This is a genomic window from Chryseobacterium sp. BGA-UO-ETr-SB22 (assembly GCF_059567885.1).
Genome location: NZ_JCAQOV010000005.1, coordinates 2,726,571 through 2,751,158, shown reverse-complemented (window position 1 = coordinate 2,751,158; position 24,588 = coordinate 2,726,571). Strand labels below are relative to the sequence as shown.

16 protein-coding genes and 2 tRNA genes are annotated in these 24,588 nt (G+C 36.6%); 12 read left to right on the top strand and 6 right to left on the bottom strand.

Translation table 11 applies throughout. The features are described from left to right. The first annotated feature begins 1 nt into the window (after window position 1). The 3 genes from AC57AW_RS19765 (at window position 2) to AC57AW_RS19755 (ending at window position 5,507) form a co-directional block, all read left to right on the top strand. Window positions 2-3,334 carry a SusC/RagA family TonB-linked outer membrane protein gene (locus tag AC57AW_RS19765; RefSeq protein ID WP_496353257.1) on the top strand — a complete coding sequence of 1,111 codons (3,333 nt, stop codon included), beginning with the start codon at window positions 2-4 and terminating at the stop codon, window positions 3,332-3,334. Between the two features lie 12 nt (window positions 3,335-3,346). Next, complete coding sequence (locus tag AC57AW_RS19760; RefSeq protein ID WP_496353256.1) at window positions 3,347-4,666, top strand: RagB/SusD family nutrient uptake outer membrane protein; 1,320 nt, start codon at window positions 3,347-3,349, stop codon at window positions 4,664-4,666. Window positions 4,667-4,745: 79 nt separating this feature from the next. After that, window positions 4,746-5,507 carry a LytR/AlgR family response regulator transcription factor gene (locus AC57AW_RS19755; protein ID WP_496353255.1) on the top strand — a complete coding sequence of 254 codons (762 nt, stop codon included), beginning with the start codon at window positions 4,746-4,748 and terminating at the stop codon, window positions 5,505-5,507. Window positions 5,508-5,668: 161 nt separating this feature from the next. On the opposite strand, the gene AC57AW_RS19750 is transcribed toward AC57AW_RS19755, so the two are convergent. Then, window positions 5,669-5,741: transfer RNA gene (locus tag AC57AW_RS19750), tRNA-Phe, on the bottom strand. Between the two features lie 540 nt (window positions 5,742-6,281). Here AC57AW_RS19750 and tssD point away from each other — a divergent pair. The 7 genes from tssD (at window position 6,282) to AC57AW_RS19715 (ending at window position 16,900) form a co-directional block, all read left to right on the top strand. After that, complete coding sequence (tssD, locus tag AC57AW_RS19745) at window positions 6,282-6,686, top strand: type VI secretion system tube protein TssD (RefSeq protein ID WP_318846975.1); 405 nt, start codon at window positions 6,282-6,284, stop codon at window positions 6,684-6,686. Window positions 6,687-6,815: 129 nt separating this feature from the next. Continuing rightward, window positions 6,816-8,696: a type VI secretion system Vgr family protein gene (locus tag AC57AW_RS19740; RefSeq protein WP_496353254.1), complete on the top strand. Its 1,881-nt coding sequence runs from the start codon at window positions 6,816-6,818 to the stop codon at window positions 8,694-8,696. Between the two features lies 1 nt (window position 8,697). Next, a complete protein-coding gene (locus tag AC57AW_RS19735) occupies window positions 8,698-10,056 on the top strand; it encodes a DUF3289 family protein (protein ID WP_496353253.1) in 1,359 nt (452 codons plus the stop codon). 47 nt (window positions 10,057-10,103) lie between these two features. Next, window positions 10,104-10,586, top strand: coding sequence for a hypothetical protein (locus AC57AW_RS19730; protein ID WP_496353252.1), 483 nt, complete (start codon window positions 10,104-10,106; stop codon window positions 10,584-10,586). A 37-nt stretch (window positions 10,587-10,623) separates the two neighbouring features. Continuing rightward, on the top strand, window positions 10,624-11,418 hold the full coding sequence (locus AC57AW_RS19725; RefSeq protein WP_496353251.1) for a hypothetical protein: 795 nt from the start codon (window positions 10,624-10,626) through the stop codon (window positions 11,416-11,418). An 18-nt stretch (window positions 11,419-11,436) separates the two neighbouring features. Further along, on the top strand, window positions 11,437-15,717 hold the full coding sequence (locus AC57AW_RS19720; protein ID WP_496353250.1) for a hypothetical protein: 4,281 nt from the start codon (window positions 11,437-11,439) through the stop codon (window positions 15,715-15,717). Further along, the gene (locus tag AC57AW_RS19715) at window positions 15,698-16,900 is read left to right on the top strand and encodes a hypothetical protein (protein WP_496353249.1); all 1,203 of its coding nucleotides are present in this window, start codon (window positions 15,698-15,700) and stop codon (window positions 16,898-16,900) included. The genes AC57AW_RS19720 and AC57AW_RS19715 overlap by 20 nt, the downstream gene beginning before the upstream one ends. 50 nt (window positions 16,901-16,950) lie before the next feature. Here the strand turns inward: AC57AW_RS19715 and AC57AW_RS19710 are convergent, their stop codons facing one another. The 4 genes from AC57AW_RS19710 to AC57AW_RS19695 all read right to left on the bottom strand — a co-directional run bounded on the left by AC57AW_RS19710 (window position 16,951) and on the right by AC57AW_RS19695 (window position 21,812). Further along, entirely contained in the window at window positions 16,951-18,297 is a 1,347-nt protein-coding gene (locus tag AC57AW_RS19710) for a DUF3472 domain-containing protein (protein WP_496353248.1), read from the bottom strand. A gap of 231 nt (window positions 18,298-18,528) precedes the next feature. After that, a tRNA-Phe gene (locus AC57AW_RS19705) sits at window positions 18,529-18,601 on the bottom strand. Window positions 18,602-18,709: 108 nt separating this feature from the next. Beyond that, on the bottom strand, window positions 18,710-20,551 hold the full coding sequence (locus AC57AW_RS19700; protein ID WP_496353247.1) for a bifunctional lysophospholipid acyltransferase family protein/GNAT family N-acetyltransferase: 1,842 nt from the start codon (window positions 20,549-20,551) through the stop codon (window positions 18,710-18,712). 22 nt (window positions 20,552-20,573) lie between these two features. Beyond that, complete coding sequence (locus AC57AW_RS19695; RefSeq protein ID WP_496353246.1) at window positions 20,574-21,812, bottom strand: aspartate kinase; 1,239 nt, start codon at window positions 21,810-21,812, stop codon at window positions 20,574-20,576. A gap of 324 nt (window positions 21,813-22,136) precedes the next feature. On the opposite strand from AC57AW_RS19695, the gene fbp reads away from it, so the two are divergent. Then, window positions 22,137-23,153, top strand: coding sequence for a class 1 fructose-bisphosphatase (gene fbp / locus AC57AW_RS19690; protein WP_047421077.1), 1,017 nt, complete (start codon window positions 22,137-22,139; stop codon window positions 23,151-23,153). Next, complete coding sequence (locus AC57AW_RS19685; protein WP_496353245.1) at window positions 23,154-24,173, top strand: o-succinylbenzoate synthase; 1,020 nt, start codon at window positions 23,154-23,156, stop codon at window positions 24,171-24,173. Here AC57AW_RS19685 and AC57AW_RS19680 read toward each other — a convergent pair whose 3' ends face one another. Beyond that, complete coding sequence (locus AC57AW_RS19680; RefSeq protein ID WP_413228585.1) at window positions 24,174-24,341, bottom strand: bacteriocin-like protein; 168 nt, start codon at window positions 24,339-24,341, stop codon at window positions 24,174-24,176. It lies immediately after the preceding gene. Window positions 24,342-24,588 lie beyond the last annotated feature (247 nt).

Sequence of the window (24,588 nt, the reverse complement as noted above, 5' to 3'; positions counted from 1 at the left end):
AATGAAAAAAACTCTAATACTTTTACCTCTTTTGGCTGCTAATATAGCAATGGCCCAGCAAAAGAAAACCATCACCGGGAAAATAGAAGACGGAAATACTTCTCATGTGATTACCGGTGCATCTATAAAAATAGAAACTCAGTCTGTCTCTACAAAAACAGAATTGGAAGGAATTATTGAAAGTGTATCAGTAGGTACAGTGACTGATAAGGACGGAAAATTTATATTAGAAATTCCTGAAGATACCAAATCCGTATCAGTAAGCTATCCTGGATATGAGTCCAGAGTAATTCAACTGAATGAAGGGCAGACTAACTATACCATAAGACTTACTTCTGAGGTTACAGATAAAAATAAAATCCAGGAAGTAATCATCACTGGATATCAGAAAATTGAAAAACGCAAGCAGACCTCAGCGGTTTCTACAGTGAAAATGGACAACATCAGCCAGGCTGGTGTTGCCAGTGTAGACCAAATGCTGGCAGGACAGATTGCCGGTGTGGCGGTAACTCCTGAAACCGGAGCTCCAGGAAGTCCGGCGAAGATCAGAATCAGAGGTACAGCTTCTCTTTCCGGTCCTCAGGATCCGCTATGGGTAATTGACGGTCTTCCATTAGAAGGAAACGATGTCCCGAACTTTACAGATAAAGACAATATTGACCAGCTTCAGAACTTCTCCATCGCAGGACTGAATCCTAATGATATTGAAGATATTACGATCCTTAAAGATGCCGCAGCAACAGCAATTTATGGAGCAAGAGCAGCAAATGGAGTAATTTCCATTACTACGAAAAAAGGAAAGAAAGGAAGTATGAAACTGAACTTCTCAGCCGATACTTTCGTTACCTCTCGTCCTGATTTTGGGAAACTGAATCTTTTGAATGCTTCTGAAAAAGTAGACCTGGAACTGATGCTTGCCAAGCGTGCAGACCTTACTTACCGTGCTGATAAAGGGGAAGTGATGAGAATCCTGACTCAGAACAGCCAGCTTGATGCTTTCAGAAACGGAGGTTTTGATGCATTGAACTCATTCACACGCCAGCAAATTGACGGTTTAAGAAACAGCAATACAGACTGGGGTAAACTGTTGTACAGAAATGCCATCAACAAACAATATGGATTAAGTGTTTCAGGAGGAAGTGACCGTGCCGATTACTATTTCTCCCTGGGATACTATGATGAAGAAGGAACAACTATCGGTACAGGTTTTAAGCGTTATAACCTGACTTTAAAAAACAATTATAAATTAAGCGATAAGTTAAATGCAGGAATCTCTATTTTCGGAACGCAAAGTGAACGTACATCTTTTGTAACGGACGCTGATGCTTCAATAAACCCTGTTAATTATTCAAGAAATGCCAATCCATATATGAAGCCTTTCAATGCAGACGGAAGCTACAATTATGATAAAGATATGGATGGTTTTGAGGACCGTTATATTCCTTTCAATTTCCTTGAAGAAAGAGAAAATACAAACTATTCACTGAAAAATAACTCTTTGAAAGCAATTCTAGATTTAGAATATAAAGCTTCAAAAAGTTTAAGATTTACCTCTCAGTTAGGTCTTCAGTATGATACCAACAAAACAGAGAAATTTGCAGCAGAGAATACGTACTTCACCAGAAAAATGAAAGAAAATACCCGTTATTACAAAGACGGTAAATACAATTACTTTCTACCAGCTGGTGCTGTAAAACAAAACTGGGATAACGATTTCTTCCAGTACAACTGGAAGTTACAGGCGGCATACAGCACGAAAATCAATTCAAAGCACGAAATTGATTTAATGGCAGGAACAGAAATCCGTAAAACAGAAGATAATACTACTATTACCAGAGCTTTCGGATATGATCCAACAACAAGAAGAGCTACGGCAATTGTTTTCCCGAATTCAGGTTTTGCGGCAGATAAAAGATATGAAACATACCGTGAAGCAGCTCCTATAGAGAATGCTTATGCTTCCATGTTTGCTACAGCGTCTTATACCTACGATCAGAAATATACATTCTTCGGAAGTGTGAGATATGACGGCACCAACCTTTTCGGGGTCAATAAAAAATATAAATACCTTCCGATATGGGCTGTTTCAGGATCATGGCTGGTGACGAAGGAAGACTTCATGAAAAATATTGCTGCAGTATCTAACCTTAGACTGAGAGCATCTTACGGTCTTCAGGGAAATATTGACAGAAACACATCGCCATTCTTTATTGGTGAATACAATGATACAACGATTCTTCCAGGTGTAAAAGAAGGAGTTATCAATGTTATCAGCCCTCCGAACGATAAACTGAGATGGGAAAAAACAACCAATACAAACGTTGGTCTTGATTTAGGATTGTTCAATAACCGTGTGAGTCTTACCGCTGATGTCTACAGCAGAAAAGGAACAGATATGATCAGTATGAAAGAAACTCCTCTTGAAACAGGATTCGAATATACAATGATGAACTGGGGAAGTTTGAGCAACAAAGGTTTTGAATTGGCAATATCTACCAGAAACATCAATCATGATAATTTCAAATGGACTACTACGATCAACTTTGCACACAACAAAAGTAGAGTATTGAGCGAGCAGCCCCGTGACAATGCTTTCCTTCCTTCCAGAGAAGGTCTTCCGGTGAATGCCGTTTTTGCTTTGAAAACTGCAGGAATGGATGAGCATGGAAATCCATTATTCTGGAAAGGAGACCAAAAGATTTCAGCAGTAGAGTTCTTTAAATTATATGATGTGTATGCAGATTTCCTTCCGGGGCAGCTTGTAGATACGAAACTCTCCAACGCTGAGCTAAGAAGTCTGTTTACCTATGTAGGAGACAGAGATCCGAAATTTACCGGAGGTATTATCAACACATTTAAGGTAAGTAACTTTGATCTTACCATCTCTGCAACATTCAACCTGAAGCAGACGGTAATGAGAACGCCTTCTTACCGAGGTATGGATCTGGATAGAGGAAGAAATTACACAAGAGACATCTATGAAGCGGGAGGTTCACTTCCTGGAATTACAAGTCCTGATATGGACGCTAATCCGGACGGATGGATGGCTAACAAGTGGTTTGCAGGAAACCGTTCAAGTGCATACAATTTACTTGATATATGGGCAAAAGAGATCAGCTATATAAGAATAAGCAGTATTCGTTTAGGGTATACACTTCCTAAAGAATTTACCAATCCTATGGGGATTTCCAGTCTGAGGCTAAGTGTTGAAGGGCGTAACCTGTTTGTATTCAGTAACGGATATAAAGGGTATTTTGATCCGGAAACGTATGGTAATATTTATGCACAGCCTATCACCAAGTCGGTGACCGTAGGATTTAATGTTTCTTTTTAAAACTTGAGAAAAATGAGAAAAATTACAACAATCATAGCGCTTACAGCAATCAGCTTTATCAATATCGGATGCGACAGGTTTTTAGATATTCAGCCGGAAGGGAAAATTATTCCTGTTACCGCTGAAGATTACAGAAAAGTACTTACATCAGCCTATTCAAAATATCCCGTTCACAAATCGCTGGTAGCCCTTCGTACTGATGAGACAAATCTTGATGACAATGGAGTAGATTTTATTTCTTATCGTGAAATTGCGATGTGGAAAGATTCGAACTATGATGCTACATCTGCGGAGCTTCCTTGGTTAAGCTTTTATACCGTAAACTTTTACCTGAACCAGATCATCAATGAAGGAAGCAAAACGATGAAGGATTCTCCTGAGAAGAATCAGATTTTGGCAGAAGCATATGCTCTTCGTGCTTATTTGTATTTTGATTTGGTGAATTTATATGGGAAACCATACAACAGTGCTACAGCTTCTACAGACAGAGGAGTTCCTATTAATCTTGAAATTGATCTTGAGCAGGTATTGAAGCCATCTTCCGTGCAGGAAGTATACAGCCAGGTTCATGCAGACCTTAAAAAAGCAGAAGATCTGATGGTAGAGCAGAAGCAGGCATTAGGAGTCAACTACAGATTCTCAAAAATAGCATTGCTGGCTTTTGAAGCAAGAACAGCGCTGTATGAAGGAGACTGGAACAAAGCTTTAAATTATGCAGATCAGGTGCTGGATATAAAAGGAGATTTGAGCAATTTGAATACCGTAAATACCCCGCCTAATCATTATGCTTCCCCGGAATCTATCATGGCGCTGGACAATACCTGGGATAACTCTATAAAGGTCTTATCTTTTGCATCTCCCGAATTGATTTCTTCATACAATACTCCTGCCGATAAAAGGTTTGGCATGTATTTTGAAAAAAATGGTAGTAAGTATAAAGTTATTAAAGGAGGAAGCTTAGAATTCAAAGTGTCTTTCAGAACAGCAGAACAGTACTTTATAAAATCTGAAGCGTTATTAAAGTTGAATAAGCTGACTGAAGCTAAAGAAACACTTCTGAAAGTTTTAAAAAACAGATATACTCCGGACGGATATAATTCAGTTCAAAATGCAGTAAACTCAATGGATTCTACAGTATTTATGAACTTTATCCTGGATGAAAGATTCAGAGAATTTGCTTTGGAAGGACAAAGATGGTTCGACCTAAGAAGAGCAAATCAGAAAAAAATAAGCCACACTATCAGTGGCAAGGAATATATTCTTCAGCAGAATGATCCGCGATATACCATTGAATATCCAATGAGCGCGAAGAAGAATAATCCTAATCTATAGAACTTCATATCAAATTCAATACAGAGGAAGCCGCTTGAACTTAATTGTTTCAGCGGTTTTTTTGTACTTTTGCATCGTTATGAAAATTGCCATTATAGAAGATGAACTGCTGGCTGTGAATTATCTGAAAAATCTTTTAGATACACAGAGTATAGTCCCTGTTACAGAGACTATTGTTCTTCGTTCTAAAAAACAGGCAATTGATTTTTTTGAGAAAGATTCTGCAGACCTTATCTTTATGGATATCCATCTTGGTGACGGGATGAGCCTGGAAATTTTTGAACATGTAGAGCTTTTCACCCCAATTATTTTCATTACTGCATTTGATGAATATGCCATGAGAGTATTCAGGCATTTTACTATTGATTATCTTCTGAAACCTTTTGAAGAAGAAGATTTGCATAAAGCTCTACAGAAGTTTATCTCCATACGTAACAATTTTGACCCGGAACCGGTGCTTAAATCAATTTCCTCACTGCGCCAGGCAGAAGATGAGGTCATGAAACGTTTTATGGTAAGAGAAGGGAATAAGCTTAAATCAATTGATGAGCATAACACCGCGTATTTTTTTGCTTCCGGGAAATACCTTTTCCTTACTACAAAAGATCATCAGACCTATATCTATGATGATACCATTAAAGATATTATTCAAAAGCTTAACCCGGATATTTTCTTTAAAATAAACCGAAAGTTTATCATTAATAAAGAAGCTGTTTCTGAAATCATTAAACATTCCAGTCAGAAAGTAGAACTTAGACTGTCTCCGGAACCGGAAGTAAATGCTGAGGTTTTTATCAGTAAAATGCAGATTGCAGAATGTCTCAGCTGGCTGAACAGGTAAAACTGTATGGAAACATATACTTAGGATAATCAATGAAATTGATTCCCTTCTTTGCTCCCTTTAAAATTTAGCTTTAAAAAATAAGTCCTTCGTTAATTTTACTTTTAACTGGTAAAGTATAACAACAAAAAAACCTCTAAAATAAATTAGAGGTTTTGAAGTGGTTTCTCCAGGAATCGAACCAGGGACACATGGATTTTCAATCCATTGCTCTACCAACTGAGCTAAGAAACCATTTATGTTTTTGTTTATTACTTCGTTGTTTTAAAGTGATGCAAAAGTATAACATTTTATAATACCGCGCAAGTTTTTTGATTTATTTTTTTGAGGAAATCTTTTAGTATGGCTCGTTTTAAATTCCAATGCTTTGTTCATCAGTGGTTTTCTTCACCTGATTTTTTTTCATTTTTTTATAATTTTTATTTTTTTATGTCCTTCTGTCCCTATATTTTCAATTCTGAAATTGATTTTCTGCTCTAAAACTGCTGTTCTTCTTTACTATTTATCTGAAGATACTCTTTTGTGAATGAATTTTGAAATTTTTATCTCTGTTTTAAATATCTTAAACAATCAAAAAAATATTACGATTTTAAAGAGCTGTAAATGTCAAACACCTGATTTGTAGGAGGTAATTTACCTAACAAGTGTTAGTCGTATTATTACGACACTTTTTTAAATTTAATAATAAAACTTATTTACGTTTTGTAATTACATCTATATTTGGTGATATAGAAAAACAAATCATAAAATATTAACCATTAAAATTTACAAATCATGGCAGAAAGAAATTCAAGAGGAATTTTAAAATTCAACAACGGTGAAGGACAAAAGTTATTAAAACTTAACTACAGCGTATCAAGATCTACAGACGTATCAGGACGTGTAGCATCAGATCCTTCCAATGCTCTTATCAAACTTACAGTAGAAGCTACTGAAAAATCAGACATCCTTGAAAGTTTATTGAACGGAAAGTATAAGCCTACAGTAGGAGAGGTTACCTTCAATAAATCTCATGAGGAAGGAACTTTAACAACCTTGAAATGGACAAACGGTTATGTTATCCAGCATGAAGTAGATTTCGATGCTGTAGATGAGAACAGTATGTACATCAGTTTTGTGATCAGTGCAGAACAGATAGATCTGGGGACTTCTTCTTATTTTGGAGCATGGCCTTCTTAATAGTATTCGGAATTTAAACGATCAGGCAGAATGGCACACCGGTTTAAGGGATGCTGTTCTGCCTTTTTTAACCTTATAGAGCAGCTGTTTATAAAAAAATAAAAGTTCTGAAAAAAACACCTAATCACTATGAATAAAAATGCCTCGAATTCTGATAAGATTTCTGAGAATCATATTCCCGGAATCAACCGTGTGGTAAAGCTGGATATTGTGATTGAAGGCAAAATTATCAAACACTTCAAGCATTTCCGTTTACAGCAAAGTGCCAGAAGACATCATGATTTTGAACTTATTTTAGCCCACGATTCTCTTGGAGAAGCCCAAAACCACACTCTGGAACAAGCACGCCAGTTTTTGGGAAAGAGAATTACTATCGTTTTCAAATACAAAGATTACGAAAGTGAAAGCCCTGAAAGAACTTTTGTAGGAGTCATCACCAAAGCCGCATTCAGCCAGGAAAAAATGAGCCTGGGAAACATTGTACTGAGAGGTTACAGCCCTACCATTCTTATGGACGCAGCTCCCCATACCCAGAGTTTTGGAGGAGATCAGGCCGTTAATACCGGAATCATTGCCAACAAAATATGTAAAGAAGCACTGGGATCAGAAAAATTTGATTTCAGAGTAGATACCCAGAATAAAAGCTATATCAATTATAGCGCACAATATAACGAAACCCATTACAACTATCTTGCAAGAACAGCAGAAGCCTACGGAGAACAGTTTTATTATGATGGTGAAGTTCTTCACTTCGGAAAACTTCCACCCTCAGAAAAACCGATCCGCCTCGTATACGGAAGCAATGCTAGCGATGTACAGGTAGAGCTGAACGCTGTGCATACCAATCCTCAGTTTTTTGGATATAACAGTAGCAGTCATACAAAAATGGAAGGTTCTGAGAATAATATCAGACATTTGGGAGAAATCCCTTCCAAAGCTTACGAACTGAATAACAGTATCTTCAAAACCCAATCACTTTCACCCGCTCCCATCAATGCGAATATGTTCATGGATGTGAGCGATTCACAGAAAAGTGCTGCCGGAAGTGCTGCTGTAGAAGTATTTACTGTTTCAGGAAATACAACTGTTCCTTTTTTATATCCAGGTTGTCTTGCAGATATTGAAATGCGGAAGCCGGATACCAGCCAGACTTCTTATTTTACAAAACTTACGATTACCGAAGTTTCACATGAAGTGAATGCCCGGGGGTATTATACAGGAAGCTTTGAAGCAATCGCTGAAGGAACAGGCTTTATGCCAAAACCTGAATTTATAGAACCTAAGGCTGAACCGCAGGTTGCCACCGTTATTTCCAACACAGATCCTCTTAATCAGGGAAGAATACAGGTGAGATTTGACTGGCAGAAAAATCCTGATACTACCCATTTTATCAGAATGATGAGCCCAGATGCAGGAGGTACAGATGTTATTACCCAAAACAGAGGTTTTGTAGCAGTGCCAGAAGTGGGAGATCAGGTAATGGTAGGCTTTGAATACCACCATCCGGATTTTCCGTTTGCGATGGGAGGAATGTTCCATGGGCAGGTTGCATTGGGAGGAAGCATCAACAATCATCTTAAATCTATTCAGACCAGAAGTGGTAATAAAATAATTTTTAACGATCAGGAAGGAAGTATTTTCATAGAAGATCCAAGTGGAAACACGTATTTAATGGACGGAAAAGGGAATATTGTAGTGAATGCTCCTAAAAATATAACCTTCACAGCAGGAGAAAATGTACAGATCAATGCTGGTAAAAATATCATTGCTTCTGCGCAGAGAAATGTCAATATTATGGCCGGAGAAGATATCACGGAAACCGCCAATGATGATTATAACCTGACAGCAAGTAATATTATTGAAACCGCAGAAGTTGGAAGAAGCTCCAGAGCAAAAAATATTACGGAAAATATGGAAGCAGGCTCTTACATCAGTACAAAAGATGCCATCAATGTAGAAAGTGCCAAAGAAGTGCTTATCAACAGTGGTAAACAGGTAAAAATGCAATAATATGGCGGGCGAAGGCGGAAATATCGTAAGAAATGTCTTTGGAAAGTCCTATAAGGAAGCAGAACAAATCATGAAAGATGCTTCCAAAGGAACCCTTGATTTTAAATCTCCTCAGGAAAATACCTTTTATGGGAAAAAAGGAGGGAAGAAATTTGACGAATATCAGGCAAAAAAAGACAATACATTACTAGTAGTAAAGGTAGAAGGTCCTTTAGATGATAATGGAGGGAAAATTGCCAAACCTAAAGAAGGAGTAAAATATTGGTTCAAAGCGACCTTTAACAGATCTGCAACGAAAAGTGAGTATAAAAAGCTTCAATGGCAGGAAAAAATAAATGGAATTTCTATTCCTTTCTTTTTTGATTATTCTTCAATCACCGGAAATACGGAGACGATACAGGTGAAACTTCCCTGTTATGATATGCGTGTATATGCCTATTTTAAAACTCCAATTGACAAGGTCAGTGTAGAAGTCAAAATAACAAATCCATTACCCCTTTATATTGACAGATTTAAAATTAAAGGAAAAGACAGGAAAGGAGTGAATATGGCGGATGATATGTGTTATGGTCTCGGTGTTTCCAATCAATATCCTTCAAGATATACTCTGCAGGATGTAGAAAGTAAAGGGATTTGGATCAAGTCGGAGATAAGAGATAAGACAGATGAAGAATTATGGACTGGATTCAAACGCATGGTAGGAACGCTTTTTTCAGTTGGAGAACTGGAAACTGTTGCCTTTGATATGATTGAAAAATTTAAGCGAAGCGAAGGAGGGGAATACATGAATCCTATATTAACAAAACATGTATTACAGCATCCTTCAAACCAAAGATTCTGTTTAAGCATAGAAGATGAAATTGCTGACAGGATTAAGAAAAACCATGGAAGTGTAGCATCTATTGAAGATGATGAAATCCATTTTACAGATGATGAGATCGGAAAGTTTGGAAAAAGAGGTTGGGGACATCCACAGTTTTCAACAATGAAGGACACCTTCATGGGAGGTCTTACTATTTGTATGAATGATACATGGGCCTATGAGGTGAAGCTGACGAAATTCAATAAATCTGGTAATGGTACTTACGATGCAACGTATAAAGTTGCTCTGTATGATCACTTTGGACTGGATATGCCGGATATAGAAAAGAAATATTACTATCTGCTTGGTTTCAGATATTGGTTTATTTTGCAGCATATCAGAGGATACAAGCCTTTTGTCACTAAAGTTGAATTTGAGAAAACTTTTAAAGAAAGTATTACGATTGGTAAAACAGAACGCCAAAGTAAAAGGAGAGCTGAAAAAGAAAGAGAAGACCATCTTCGCAATATGGGAAGAAGAAGGCCGGGAGAATATTAAAAATGAATAACCATTACAACTTAGCAGGTATTATTACACACATAAAAATGAAGTATTTACAATCTATAAGAATTATTGCCACTGTATATTTTCTTTTGACGGCTATGAGCTGTGATCAGAAAAAGAATGATTTTATTCCACTTGAGCATATGACCTTTACCAATGCTTATTATAAGAATGCGGTCAAAATTTCATATTATATTCTCATAGATAATCCGGAACCTAACGAAAGTATGCTGAAAAAAGATATTATAAGGTACATAGAAAACAGGTTGAAAAGCAATAAGTCTCTTACACAATCCGAAATATCTTCACTCAACTTTGTTTTTTATAGAAAAACGGATAATACCTCATATTTTATAACGAACAAAGAAAGCGCAGGTGAACTGCTGGGTGAAGAAATATCTCATTACCAGCAAGATTATATAGCCAATTATCTGGTAAGTAAATGTGGACGTGGTACAGTAGAAAAAATATACCTCTACAACCAGCCGGAAGAGATTGTTAATGATAAAAACTGTACTCAATAATGCTGCTTTGTTCCATTAAATAACACTTAAACCCCATATGGTAGAAACAAGAGTAAAACCTTTTCAGAAATACGCTTTAGGAACCCACGATTATCACGTGGAGAATGCTCTTGAAATACAATTTGGAGAAGCAAAAGGGTTTTATTCATCTTTTAGAATTACACTGCAGGAGAAAGAAAATGAAGACCATACAAAAAACTGGCTGATAGAAAAGGTAGATGATTCCTCTTTTCCATCTGAAAATAAATTTATGGAAATCCTGTATATCCTGGAACAGAGCTCTTATCCGCTGGAAATAAAAGTAGATGAAAAAGGAAGCTTTCTGGGAGCTGCAGATCATCAGAGAAATATAGAAAACTGGAAACTTAAAACGGCAGTGCTTCAGGAAAAATATCAGAATGTGGATGTCTTCAGAAACCAATATCTGGCTGCACTTGAAGATGAAACCGTTTTTTATAAAAACAAACTGAAAGAACCCTTCTGGAATCTGCTGTTATTCGCCCCTTATTATGTAGATAACGGAGGAGAAAACCGAGAATCCATCCTATGGAATATCAAAGGAATTGGCGATGTAGAATGTTCCGGAGTCATTAATGCAGAGCAAAGAGACTATGGTTTTAATGCATTTTTTATTTCCGAAATCAAGGTTCCAAACACCATACAAGAAGAATTAGATAAGAAATACCTGTATCAGGAGGGACAATATCAGGTAAAATTAACTATAGAAATGGAATACAACTCCCGTAAAAAACAGTATTCCAAAAAGAAAGCTGACTTTATATTGTCAGATGGAGTTAAAACAGTATACCGGGAAACGATCACAATGACTTAATCTTTATGAACAAATGACATGGCGGATAAAGGATATATCATTATAGAAGGAGCCACTGCGTACTGCAGCAGCTCTGTAACCAACAATTCCAACGGAACCGCCGTTCCGATGGAAGTGAAAAGCCAGAAAAAAAAACTAGGCAAAAACAAATATTTTGCACAGAATAAACCTGTAGCAACTTACCTTGATGATAAAGCTGAAAGTTTCGGTGGCGGCAACGGATTTGGAAACTGCAAAGGCTCAGACGGGAAAACTTACCCTTGTAAAGGCAAATGCAGTATTAAATATAAAGACTATTATGAAAACGTAGAATTCAACAAGAGTATGAAAATACTGTTGGATGCATCTACCGGAAATTGTCCTGGATATGGCGTTCCGGGAACTATTGCTTTTGCAACTACAGGTCAGGCCAATAATGTTTCCCAGATCGAAGTAAAAGAAGCGGATGAATTTTCCGTAGCCAATACTTCACCACAATGGCCTTCATCGTCTGCTTCTGAAGCAAGTATAGCCGTTTCATCAATCTCAATGACAAGACCAATTCTGGCAGATAAACCTACCGGAAATTATTACTATATAAAAGGAATGAATGGCCCGTTGTTTCCCATTGCAAACCCTTTTGGTGGTGACAATCTGGAGTTGAAAGCCCAGTTCAAAGGAGATGAAAAAAAAATCATCTGGGCCCTTTTCAAAGGAGAAGGAACTAAAGATAAAATAAAAACATTTATCGGATTGGGAAGCAATTTCAGCCAATCTATGAGTAAAATATTTGACAGCCTTGCAGAAGGGAAGTACAGACTCGAAGCATATGGTAAAAAAGCTGGTGATGCTAAATGCTCGATCAATGTAGAAGTAGTTCAGGATTTTGTTAAAAAAATTGTCAGCCCGGGAACTTCGACCTTAATTAAAATCCCTCTACCTGTATCTATTGAACGTAAACTCAGCAGTGGAGCCGACCAGGCGAAAATACTGAACAAAGGTTTCTTTATGCCTGTGAATAGTGTTCAATGGACCGTGAAACAAGGAACAACAGTACTCTATAGCAGTTATTCAGAAGTCTCTTCTTCGCATCTTGTGGATGTAACGGGGATTGGTGATCGTATATTTCTAACTTTTAAAAATGAAGGAAAATATACCGTAGAAGCATTTACAGATCCCACAGATCCCAAACCGCAGTCTATTGAAGTTAAAATAGAAAACAGCCTGGGGGTAATGGGAGTGAAAGGAGAGCCAGGTTTAGTAAGATTCAGTGATATCATCAAAGTGCAGGCTTCCAAATTCAATGTCAATTATATGCCTTCCGGGACTTCTGTATATTGGTATCTTAAAAAAGAAGGAATTGGAAGAGTGGCTTTATTTGAAAATTCACCTTCCTTCAAAACAGGTACTATCAGCAAAAAAGTAGCAGAATTGCTTTATAACGATGCAAAACTGGGCAGTGATCAATATTTCGGGAAATATATACTGGAAGCTTATGCCAGTCCGGTTGGAGCAGGAAAGCAGCCCGGGTTTTCAGGATCAGACTGTTTTAATTTTGAGGTGATTCAAAATGTAATAGATAAATTCACGCTTCCCGCCACCAATATTCCAAAAGGAACCAAAATAAAATATACAGCAACGGCAAGAATTGCAACACTAGCAGGCAATGAAGCCATAAAAATAGAAGTTCCCAATAAAGTGACCAATAACGGGGACGGAACCATCACATTTAATGATCTCGGAGAATATACTATTTCTGCGTATTTAACCGGAGATTATACTGATGGAAAGAAAATTGAAGTGAAAGTAAAAGTTTCAGAACCTACCATAAAAAGAGCGCTTTGGGCCTATGGAACAGGAGTGAAACGTACGGAAACCGGTTTTGGGGAAGAAACGTATGGCTTTCTTGAAATTGATGGTCTTCAGAACCAGTCTTTAAAAGTAAAAGTATGGGTAAAAGGTGAGGGAGATGATTTCTACAAAGAGAAAGATAAATATATGCTGGAGGAAAAAACCGTTACACTTAACAATGAAGGTAAGGCTTCCTTTCTTATTACCACGAATGATGATTATAAGAAAAAACTGGCGGCAGCTATTCCAAAAACAACGGAAAATCCTAATCCGTCTTACCACCTGGTATTTACCATAGAGCTTCAGGCAAGTTCATCAGCCGATATTGTTCTTCCCGGAAATATTACGATTCAGGGAACACGTCCTGTAGTTATAGACAGTACTACTACCTATTTGGAAGTGCTGGATTCTAATGAAGAATTGGTGATGACTTCCGAACAGAAAATTGTCTCCATCATGTTCTCTACGGAAAACGGTAAAGATATTCAGCGGGAGCAGACTTTCTATGGTAAAACCCATAAACTTTGGGTGCATACCGTCAATATGACTGAAGAAGTTCTGAAAATTGACGTTTTGAAAGAAATTCCTAAAGAAGGATTAAACGAAAAAGACCACATAACCTATACCCACGAAAGCAAACAAAGCTACAACGAAGAAAAAACAGGAAAAGACGGTTTGCTCGAAGTTTCTTTCACAGCAAAAGAAGAATGGAAAAATCCTCCAAAGAACTTTGATTACTACATAGCACAGGTTTCCCGCCAGGTTCAAGACCCTGCCGACCCTAAAAAAAAGGTCTGGAAAATAGAAAAAAGCCAGTTTACTGTCAACAATACACTTCCTGCAGATCTGGTAAGAACGGAGGATATGGAAAAACTGGGAATCAAAGCTTATAAAAAAGACGGAACTCCTTTTACAAAAGAAGAAATGCTTGAGTTGAGGAAACAGTATATTTTTTATGAAAGTGGCTGTCTGAAAGTTTCTCAAAAAGAAACACCAGAGGCTATTGATAATGATGTGATGCCTGTGGTAGTAGAAATGGCGGAGGTGAAGAGAGAAGGTGGAGGATGTCCCAGATGTAATGCTCCTGTAACGGCAGACCAATTAAAGGAAATTTTTCCGGATGCTGATCCTGGTATTCTGACCCAGGTCGCAGCTGCATATACAAAATATATGAAGGAAATAGGGATGAATACTTGCTGGAATAAAGCACATTTATTTGCACAAGCCAGAGTGGAAACCGGAAAGACACTTCATTTAAAAGAAGGAGAAAATTTTAATTGGTTTTGGGAAAAAATACCGGGAACATTTGCGGCATTCAGAACTCAGGAAGGAAGGGATAATGCAAAACTTTGGGGGCGGGCAGTAGATAAGCCCAATCAACCAGGTGTAACTCTAGAGAATCAGAAAAATATTGCCAATTGGGCCTATTCTCCTACAAGTGATAAAGGAAAAGAATTAGGAAATACCCAAGCAGAAGACGGTTGGAACTTTAGGGGGAAAGGACTTATACAGCTTACAGGAAGAAAAGCTTATGAGTATGCAAATACCTATACTAAAAAGGAAGGAGCTGATATCATAGCAGACCCAGATTTAGTCTTAACAAATATTTCTGCTGCAGTAATATCTTCTATGGCCTTTTTCAAATGGAAAGGAATTAATACAATCGTCAACGGCTCTAAAGACACTTTGCCTGCAAGTAAAAAAGTGGGTAAAATGGTAGCTACAAAAGACGAAAATGGAAAAGATTCTGACAATTATGCAGAAAAACAAAAAGCATTTGATGATCATACCTCAAAAACTTTCAAAACATCTGAATGTGAATGGGGGAAAGCAACAGATTTGAATCTAGCTGGTAGAAGTCCATGGATGGAAATTGCTGTAGCAGAAGCGAAAGTATATGGTGGTAAAGATGAGGGTACTATTGATAGCAGAATAAAAACCTATCATAAAGACGGAGGGGGAACAGATGCAGGAAGTGGTACTGCATGGTGTGCCTCATTTGTTTGTTGGTGTATAGAACAAAAAGATCTGCCGAGTCCGCATTCTGCAGGGTCAAGAATGTTCCTGAGTAGTGCAAAAGCAGAAAAATGTGATGTTTTTTTTGGTGCTGTAGCTATATTTTCTGACTGTGATTCTACTGGAACAAACATAGAAACTTCGGGTCACGCTACATTTGTTTTTGGAAAACTGCCAGGAACTGAAATTTATGCTTGTCTTGGAGGAAATCAATCCGATAAGCTTAAAATGTCAAGTTATAATTGCAGTGGTAATGTTTTCGTATCTTGGAAAGAGAAAAACGGTACAGAACACTATAAAATATTCAGAGGATTTTATAAACCCAAAGGTTATGTCGTTAAAGATATAGACAAGTTAGGTAATAGTGATAATTATTCATCAGCAGACGAAGCAAGTAAGAAAGCATTAAATTTAGATATTAAATCCGATGAAAATGGAGAAAGCTCAAGGTAAACTAATAATTACGAAGTCTTTAATTGCTTCTTGTTTTTTCTGTCTCATACAGTGCCAGGAAAAAAAACAAGAAGTTACATATCAAAATGTAAAAAATAATACTATGCAAAAAACGGAAATAAGTAGTATTCTTGAAAAACAGCTAAATAAAGGTGCAGCTGAAGAATATGGAAGTTTTAGCGATTATTCAGAGAAAGATCTTAATGCATTAATTGAATTAGAAGATTCTATTCTTCAATCTAATGGTTATAAGAATATTACAAATGAGCAATTTGCAGCTAAAATAGAAGAGATTTTTGGAAGAAAAATTGATTTTACTAGCTCCAGCAATTTTCTGAAAATAGATACTTATAATAAATGTGATAAGGAATTGTCTTTTGTTCCTTTATCTGCAGAGTATCAAAATATTTATGTTTCAAAAAATGATAAATTAATATCATATTTTTATCCTCTTCCGTTACTTATTGATTATCAGAAAACCTATCCATACTTAAAAAAAATAGAAGATAATCCTATTGAAATAGAAACAAATGAAGGTCAGCAGCAAGTATCCCGATGGAAAGATATACCTAATTTAAAAGAACAACAAAAGAAGAATAATCAGATTGTGGTAGCGCGAAATATGTATTTATTTAACGATAATAAAGCATATGTAACTTGGCTTGTTACACAGGATCCGGCTTTTGTTAAAACTCTTGTAAAGCAATTTGGATACACTAAAGAACCAAAATTCAATGATCTTGCAATGAATGGTTATCTGAACAATGACCAAAGCTCGTCCGACATCGGCGATATTATTTTTATAAAAAACTGTAAGGGAGAATTAGAAATAAGGACGGAATTATTAAAATATATAAAGGAACATACAAAATCAGATGAAAACAGGCTTTTGAGTGCTTTGGAGAATTTTGGATATGCATTGAAAGATAATACTAATTTTACATCAGATGAAAAATATAAAATACTTGCTTATATAGGGAATACGGTTGATCCTTTTTACTTGAATTTTGCAGGTGTCAATTCCGGGAATGCTGTATGGAATGCTGAAAGTTTACTTTATAATAGTGTAGTGAAAGATAGAAATATCATTTCAGTATTTCAGAAAAATAATTATTATGGACTACCTGATTTAAAAGATAGTTTGATTAGAGTTCAGGGAATTCTAGATCATGAATCAGAATAATAAAAAAGCCAGCTACTTTAAATAATAGCTGGCTTTTTTAGGTTATAATTTTAAGGAAGTGTTGAAAAATTGATGTTTGGAGTCTGTGTAGGTGCAGTAACAGACAACTGTGTGCCGGGCGAAACAGTTGTATTAAAAAATCCTCCATTTTGCAAAAAGAAAGCATTGCCGCTTGTTCCTCCCATGGCATCTATTCTTTGTTTTGCATTATAGGTATTATCTACACTAAATTTTGCTCCGGAAACAGCGTTCCAGCTGCCGTTTGAAGTTCTTACCCATTGATTTTTGAATTCTGCTTTTCTGCCCTGATATCCATTTTCAGGATTGAAATTTTCAACGAAACTATAAAAGCTTTTAAGATAAGTGCTGGTTTGAGGTCGCTTCCAGCTGGCGATCAGTTTCCATGTTGTGGTATCCGGTGATAAGAACCAGGCGGTAAAATCTGTTTTTCCGGTTCCATCCGGTTCACCTTTTAATAAGAATTTATAAGTTTGTCCTGCACTCCAGTTATACTTATAATAACTTTGCCCGCCGGAACCCTCATTCCCGAATTCTCCGATTGTTACTCCGGTACCTGCTCTGTTCAGAACAATTTTATGATCAGGAGGGATATTATTTGGATCATCTGTTTCAAATGGGCTCCATACAGAAAATAGAATTCTTCTTTCCGTAGCGGAATTAACCTGCATTCCAAAATACCCCGCATTAAAGCCATTAGCCATAAAATAAGAGCCTATCTTATCTTCTCCTGCGGGAACTGTCACCTCGTTGTAATAATAGCTGACATTATCAGTAGTTGGAATGACGTAGTTCAGATGACAGGAAGGCCCTCTGCGTGCCCAATAATAGTAAGAAGGATCATTGCTGTAAATATTGGTTCCTGTAGCAGCTGTTCCACCAAAACTAACGTCTGTGACATCTGCAAAGTACCCGCCGGTTTTAGAAACACCCTGAAGATCAACTTTTACATAACCCGGAGTAGAAACTGTAAAATCTCCAACGGTATAATTGGTATAAGTCGATCCTGTTAAAGTAACATTTTTAGATGTATTGCCTACCGTTACTTTTACAACACTTGTACCCGAAGGAACAGAAGCTTTTAGTCCTATGTTTAACGTTCCCGTACTGCTCACTCTGAAATAAGTACTGATAACAGTTGAGGAGTTGGTCCAGTTACCTAAATTGGAGGAAGTAATAACTTCGCTAGCGCCCGAAGGTTTTACTGTTAAAAAAGAATTTCCTGCAACGGGTACATTGAAGGATGATACTTTGTTTAAAGCTGAGGCATTTTTTTGTGCAGCGATGGTGTCTTCTTTTGCCATAGGGGTTTCTGCACAGGATTGAAAAATAAGCAGAGCAACACCTAGAAAAGTGCCTGCAAATAATTTTACTCTCATAATAATATTTGTGATTTGGTTTACAGTACTAAATTAAGTTTTACCGATCAAATAAAAAATTAATTCCCATATTTTTGATTAATTTTTATTTATTGTTTAAACAAATCCGTTATGTAAAGGTGTATTAAACTTTAGTATTCGTTTTTTAATATTTCCGGAAGGAACTGAATGAGGGAATGGGGTAGCATACAACAACAAAAAAACCTCTAAACTGAATTAGAGGTTTTCAAGTGGTTTCTCCAGGAATCGAACCAGGGACACATGGATTTTCAATCCATTGCTCTACCAACTGAGCTAAGAAACCATTTATGTTTTTGTTTATTACTTCGTTGTTTTAAAGTGATGCAAAAGTAGTAAGTTTTAGTATACAAAGCAAGTATTCATCGTACTTTTTTTGAATAAAGTTAAAAACTTACTGATTATCAGCCGGATTATTTTCCTGCTCCTTTCTGATCTGTTCACTCATCTCTTCCAATACAGGTTTAATCGTGTTTTCCGGAAGATCACTGATTCGGATATACATCAATCCGTCTATCGCATCATTGAAGTTAGGATCCACGTTGAAAGCGATTACTTTAGCATTTTGCTTGATATATTTTTTGATCAGAACAGGAAGTCTCAATTCAGGTTCAAGATCGTCAATGATTTTGTCCAGCTTATTAAGGTCAGATTCCATTTCCTCAAAGAAAATATTTTTATCCCTGTCACGAAGCTTTACCTTATACTCATTCCTTGGAGTGATATATTGAGCTACTGCAGAATCAAAATAATTGGAACGCATAAACTCAATCATCAGAGATTTTGAAAATTCCGAGAACTTATTTGAAATACTCACACCACCCATAAGGAATTTATGGTCAGGATTTCTCAGGCATACATGTACAATTCCTCTCCATAATAGAAAAAGAGGCAGTGGTTTCTGCTGATATTCCTGGCAGATGTAGGCACGGCCCATTTCGATCACCTTTTTAAAGAAAGGGTGAATGTCCTGTTCAAACTCAAATAAAGAGCTTGTATAGAAGCCTTTGATGCCATATTTCTTCATGACCTCTCTACCTAGTGCCATTCTGTAAGCTCCAGCCAGTTTTTTCTCACCATTGTCCCAAAGGAAAAGGTGATGATAATGCTTATCATACTCATCAAGGTCAAATGGAAGATTACTTCCTTCACCTACCGCACGGAAAGTAAGCTCTCTCTGACGTCCGATTTCCCTCATAATAGAAGGGATTTCCTCGTAAGTGGTAAAGTAGATTTCGTAATTTCCGTTACTGAAAAGCATTTTATCCGTTCCTCTCAATTTATCAACATCTTTAACGATGTCTTCAAGAGGCGTTTCATCAATGATATTCTGAACAATATTTTCTTCCTTCAACAAAGGAAACTTTACAGATAAATTCTGAAGATTGATGCTTTGAGCAAGAGATTTTCTCTTTTCATAGTAAGATTTCATCATATAAACCTTACGTTTCAGAAACTCCCCCAATTCCTCAATCGTTTCCATGTCATCCATTGCCTTTACCGTAATTGGACGCCCGATTCTGATTCTGATAGGTTTTTCTCTGTCATTCATCATTTCTGCAGGAAGCATCAGGGTCTGCAAATTCGGGTGAAGCTTAGCCACCTGATAAAAAAGACGGCTGTTCTTAGCATGGAAATACATAGGAACTACAGGCACTTTAGCCATTCTGATAAGCTTAAGTGCCGTTTTTTCCCATTCTTTATCTAAAATCTCTCCGTAAGGATTGTTTTTGTTGGAAACTTCTCCTGCTGGGAAAATACCTACACAGCCTCCGTTTTGCAAATGCTTGAGTGTATCACGCATTCCTGAAGAGCTGCTGTAAGCTTCTTTTCTGTTTTCAAAAGGATTTACAGCGATTACAAACGGTTCCATAGGTTTGATCTTTTCCAAAAGGAAATTCCCCATTACCTTGAAATCCGGACGAACCTCTGATAAGACCTTGCACATCAGAATTCCGTCAATTGCACCCAGCGGATGATTGGAAACCAGAATAAACGGTCCCGTTTTCGGAATCTTTGCCAGATCTTCTTCAAAAGCTACATAGCTTAGGTTTCTTTCTCTTACAAATGAGTCGAAAAAGTCTTTGCCTTCCTTGTCTTTTAGTTTATCGTATAATTTATTTACTTCGTTTATTTTAGCAATGCTCATCACAGCAGATGCTACCGGGTTCTTGAGGAACCCAAGTTTACTTAAGCCGGAAGCTTTGATCAGATCGTTTTTCGAAATTAAACTCATGTGTGTTTAGTCGCAATTAATATTATTGTGTTACCATTTGAAGAGTATTCTTGGAAATTTGCTCCAATAATACATTTTTTTCATGGTAAAATTTATCAATGTGATCCATCTTCGCATTTCTTACTGTGAATAAAGATACATTTTTAATTGCTTCGGTTTTAAAAATTTTTTGAAGCTCTTGGTTGAGCTCATCTATATGATTAAATTTGTCTTCAAGGCACAATGCCAGGGAGATAGCAGAATTCTGCATTAGGGAAACCTTGATCTTATATTTAGATAAATATCCAAAAATTAAGCTCATATGGTCTTCTGCAATAAAAGAGAAATCTCTTGTAGATATCTTCAGAAGATCCTGGTTTTCTTTTAAAATATAAGATTCTTCCTGTTGGTTTTTGTCAGAAGCACCTACTTTTGTTCCTTCTTTGGTAGGATCTACGAAAGATTTTACATAAAAAGGAATGTTTTTTTGCTGTAGCGGCTGCAATGTTTTCGGGTGGATAACACTTGCTCCATAATAAGCCATTTCAATCGCTTCTTCATAAGAGATATTGGAAAGAAGAGAAACATCACTGAACTTTCTCGGATCTCCGGTCATTACTCCCGGTACATCTTTCCAGATCGTCATCGCTTCAGCATCCAGACAATAAGCAAAAATAGCAGCAGAATAGTCCGAACCTTCTCTTCCTAGTGTTACTGTAAAATTGTTTTCGTCAGAACCAATGAATCCTTGGGTTACATAGCAGATCTCAGGATTCAGATTAGAAATAAACTCTTCAGTTCTCGTCCAGTCTACTGCACCCTCTCTGTATGAATTATCCGTTTTGATATAATCTCTGGCATCTAACCATTGATTGGTAAACTGGATCTCATTCAGATATTCACTCAGGATTTTAGTAGAAATCATTTCTCCACAGCTTACTACCTGATCATAAACAAAGTTATAATTTGGAGACTTATTTCTTCTTAAAAAAGAATCAATATCATCAAAAAAGAGATTGATTTCTGCAAAAACCGCATGATTTTCAGGAAAAAGTCCTTCCGCAATTTCAATGTGTTTTCGTTTTATCTTTTCAATCTCAGTTTGATAGTTATCCTTTTTGAAATAAAGTTCTACAACTTTTTCCAACTCGTTTGTCGTTTTGCCCATTGCTGAAATTACCAGCAAACATTTGGCAAATCCTTGGCTTTGTAGAACCATGGACACGTTTTTTACACTTTCAGCATCTTTTACTGATGCTCCACCAAACTTGAAAATTTTCATTAAATTGTTAAAAATAAAATTGTTAGATAAAAAATTACATGAGTTTTTTACGGACGTCAAAATTATAAATTTACAACGAGATATGAAATAGGCGAGTGGAATGATAGAATTAAGATTTCCTTAAAATCAACAATTATTGAAATAATTTAAATTTTTCGTGTACCTGATATAACAAATTCGGAGGTGTAATTTTTAATAACCGCTTAGTGTTATCTTAGGTTTTGTTTGTATCGTATTGAAAAACAATAGTTAAGCTCTTTTGTAATTAAATTTTCTTAATGCGATAAATTTTCCGAAATTTGGGGAAAACGTAAAAAGAAAAATATGTCAAATCAACCATTACAGACTTTAGGAGAATTTCTTATAGATAAGCAGGACGATTTTCAATATTCTACAGGTGAATTTTCTCGTCTTCTGAGCGCAATAAGATTGGCTTCGAAAGTGGTAAACAGAGAAGTAAATAAAGCCGGAATTGTAGATATAACGGGAGCTGCCGGCAACCAGAATATTCAGGGTGAGGAACAGCAGAAATTGGATGTAATCGCTAATGAAATTTTTATTACGGCTTTGTCTCAAAGAGAGGTTGTTTGTGGTATTGCGTCTGAGGAAAATGATGATTTTATTGATATTAAATGTGGTGAAAACGGGCACTTAAGTAAATATGTAGTATTGATTGACCCTCTAGACGGATCTTCCAATATTGATGTAAATGTTTCTGTAGGAACTATTTTCTCTATCTACAGAAGAGTTACTGAACCTGGAACTCCCGTACAGCTGGAAGACTTTTTACAGAAAGGGATCAATCAGATTGCAGCAGGATATGTTATTTACGGTTCTTCTACAATGATCGTTTATACTACCGGAAACGGAGTAAACGGATTTACTTTAGATCCTTCTTTGGGAACTTATTATCTTTCCCATCCCAATATGACTTTCCCGAAAACAGGTAAAATTTATTCTATCAACGAAGGAAACTATATCAAATTTCCTCAGGGAGTAAAAAATTATCTTAAATACTGTCAGATGGAAGAAGGAGACCGTCCTTATACATCAAGATATATCGGCTCTTTGGTAGCAGATTTCCACAGAAACATGCTGAAAGGAGGAATTTATATCTATCCTTCTTACTCACAGGCTCCAAATGGTAAATTAAGACTTTTATATGAGTGTAATCCAATGGCATTCCTTGCAGAACAGGCAGGCGGAAAAGCAACAGACGGATTCAGAAGAATTCTTGAAATAGAACCTACAGAACTTCACCAGAGAATTCCGTTCTTCTGTGGAAGCATACAAATGGTAGAAAAAGCAGAAGAATTTATGCGTATTGACAGCGTAAAATAAATGAAAGCAACTTATTTAAAATATTTATTACAATTTAAACGCCCGAGTGGAACATCTCGCGGCGTTTTGCTTGATAAGGAAACCTTTATCCTTACTATTTCAGAAGACGGAAGAAAAGGGGTAGGTGAATGTGCAATTTTCAGAGGCTTGAGCTTTGATGATCGCCCTGATTATGAAGAAAAACTACAGTGGCTCTGTGAGCATATTAACGAGGATATTGCTTTTTTGAGAGAAGAGCTGAAAGAATTTCCATCAATCTGGTTTGGATATGAACAGGCTGTCCTGAATCTGAAATATGGTGACAGTATTTATTTTCCGAGTGAGTTTACCGAAGAGAAGTCAGCTATTACCATCAACGGTCTGATATGGATGGGAGAGGTAGGATATATGGAAGAACAGATCCAGGATAAGCTGGAAAAAGGATTTCACTGTATTAAATTAAAAATCGGGGTCGATTGGAAATCTGAACATATTATTCTCCAGAAACTAAGAGAAAAATTTTCCAAAGACCAGCTTGAGCTTCGTGTTGACGCAAACGGAGGATTCAGTAAAGATGAAGCGGTTACTGTTTTGCAGCAGCTTGCAGATCTTCATATTCATTCTATTGAACAGCCAATCAAAGCTGGAAATTGGGAAGATATGGCAGAATTATGCGCTAAAACACCTATACCGATTGCATTGGATGAAGAGTTAATCGGAATTATTGATCCTGAAGAAAAGAAAAAACTTCTGGAAAAAATAAATCCCCAATATATCATTCTGAAACCTGCGTTGGTAGGAGGTTTTTCTGGTTCGGATGAATGGATTTCCCTTGCTGAAAACCAGAATGTCGGTTGGTGGATTACTTCAGCCCTGGAAAGCAATATAGGATTGAACGCTATTGCTCAGTATACTTTTACAAAAAAAAATCCAATGCCTCAAGGTTTGGGCACTGGAGCTTTATTTGTCAATAATTTTGAATCCGATCTGGAACTCAGAAATGAATTGTTATGGTTCAAAAATATAACTATTAAAAGTTAATTAGCATAATGGTGGAGGTGAATCTGGACATGTTGTTTGGCCACAGTAGTCTGGACCCCATGATCTACAGCACATAGCAACCGGATTCCAGCTATTACATCCAAGAGGTGGTCTTCCTCCTTTGATCGCTTTTAATTCTCCTCTTTTGATTTTCTTTAGATTTTTCATGATATTAATTTTATTTGATTGATAAGTAAATGTCGAAAACTTTTTTCAATTATACAACAAGTGGGGAATTATTTAGCAATATTTAACAATTTTGAGGAAATGTTTAAATATGTTTAAACGCGAAAATATGTTCCTGCATTAGATTTGTAGGAACTTTTATTGTTTTTCCGGGCTGTTTATAAGGATGAGTAATTGTTGGATCGAATACTTTGTTGATTTAGAGGTTGTTATTCAGTTAAATGACATC

Coding starts and splice junctions, on each gene's coding strand:
- AC57AW_RS19710 (WP_496353248.1), bottom strand. CDS start 18,297: ATGAGAGTAAAATTATTTGCAGGCACTTTTCTAGGTGTTGCTCTGCTT.
- AC57AW_RS19720 (WP_496353250.1), top strand. CDS start 11,437: ATGGCGGATAAAGGATATATCATTATAGAAGGAGCCACTGCGTACTGC.
- AC57AW_RS19740 (WP_496353254.1), top strand. CDS start 6,816: ATGAATAAAAATGCCTCGAATTCTGATAAGATTTCTGAGAATCATATT.
- AC57AW_RS19700 (WP_496353247.1), bottom strand. CDS start 20,551: ATGAGTTTAATTTCGAAAAACGATCTGATCAAAGCTTCCGGCTTAAGT.
- fbp (WP_047421077.1), top strand. CDS start 22,137: ATGTCAAATCAACCATTACAGACTTTAGGAGAATTTCTTATAGATAAG.
- AC57AW_RS19730 (WP_496353252.1), top strand. CDS start 10,104: ATGAAGTATTTACAATCTATAAGAATTATTGCCACTGTATATTTTCTT.
- tssD (WP_318846975.1), top strand. CDS start 6,282: ATGGCAGAAAGAAATTCAAGAGGAATTTTAAAATTCAACAACGGTGAA.
- AC57AW_RS19760 (WP_496353256.1), top strand. CDS start 3,347: ATGAGAAAAATTACAACAATCATAGCGCTTACAGCAATCAGCTTTATC.
- AC57AW_RS19695 (WP_496353246.1), bottom strand. CDS start 21,812: ATGAAAATTTTCAAGTTTGGTGGAGCATCAGTAAAAGATGCTGAAAGT.
- AC57AW_RS19735 (WP_496353253.1), top strand. CDS start 8,698: ATGGCGGGCGAAGGCGGAAATATCGTAAGAAATGTCTTTGGAAAGTCC.
- AC57AW_RS19765 (WP_496353257.1), top strand. CDS start 2: ATGAAAAAAACTCTAATACTTTTACCTCTTTTGGCTGCTAATATAGCA.
- AC57AW_RS19685 (WP_496353245.1), top strand. CDS start 23,154: ATGAAAGCAACTTATTTAAAATATTTATTACAATTTAAACGCCCGAGT.
- AC57AW_RS19715 (WP_496353249.1), top strand. CDS start 15,698: ATGGAGAAAGCTCAAGGTAAACTAATAATTACGAAGTCTTTAATTGCT.
- AC57AW_RS19680 (WP_413228585.1), bottom strand. CDS start 24,341: ATGAAAAATCTAAAGAAAATCAAAAGAGGAGAATTAAAAGCGATCAAA.
- AC57AW_RS19725 (WP_496353251.1), top strand. CDS start 10,624: ATGGTAGAAACAAGAGTAAAACCTTTTCAGAAATACGCTTTAGGAACC.
- AC57AW_RS19755 (WP_496353255.1), top strand. CDS start 4,746: ATGAAAATTGCCATTATAGAAGATGAACTGCTGGCTGTGAATTATCTG.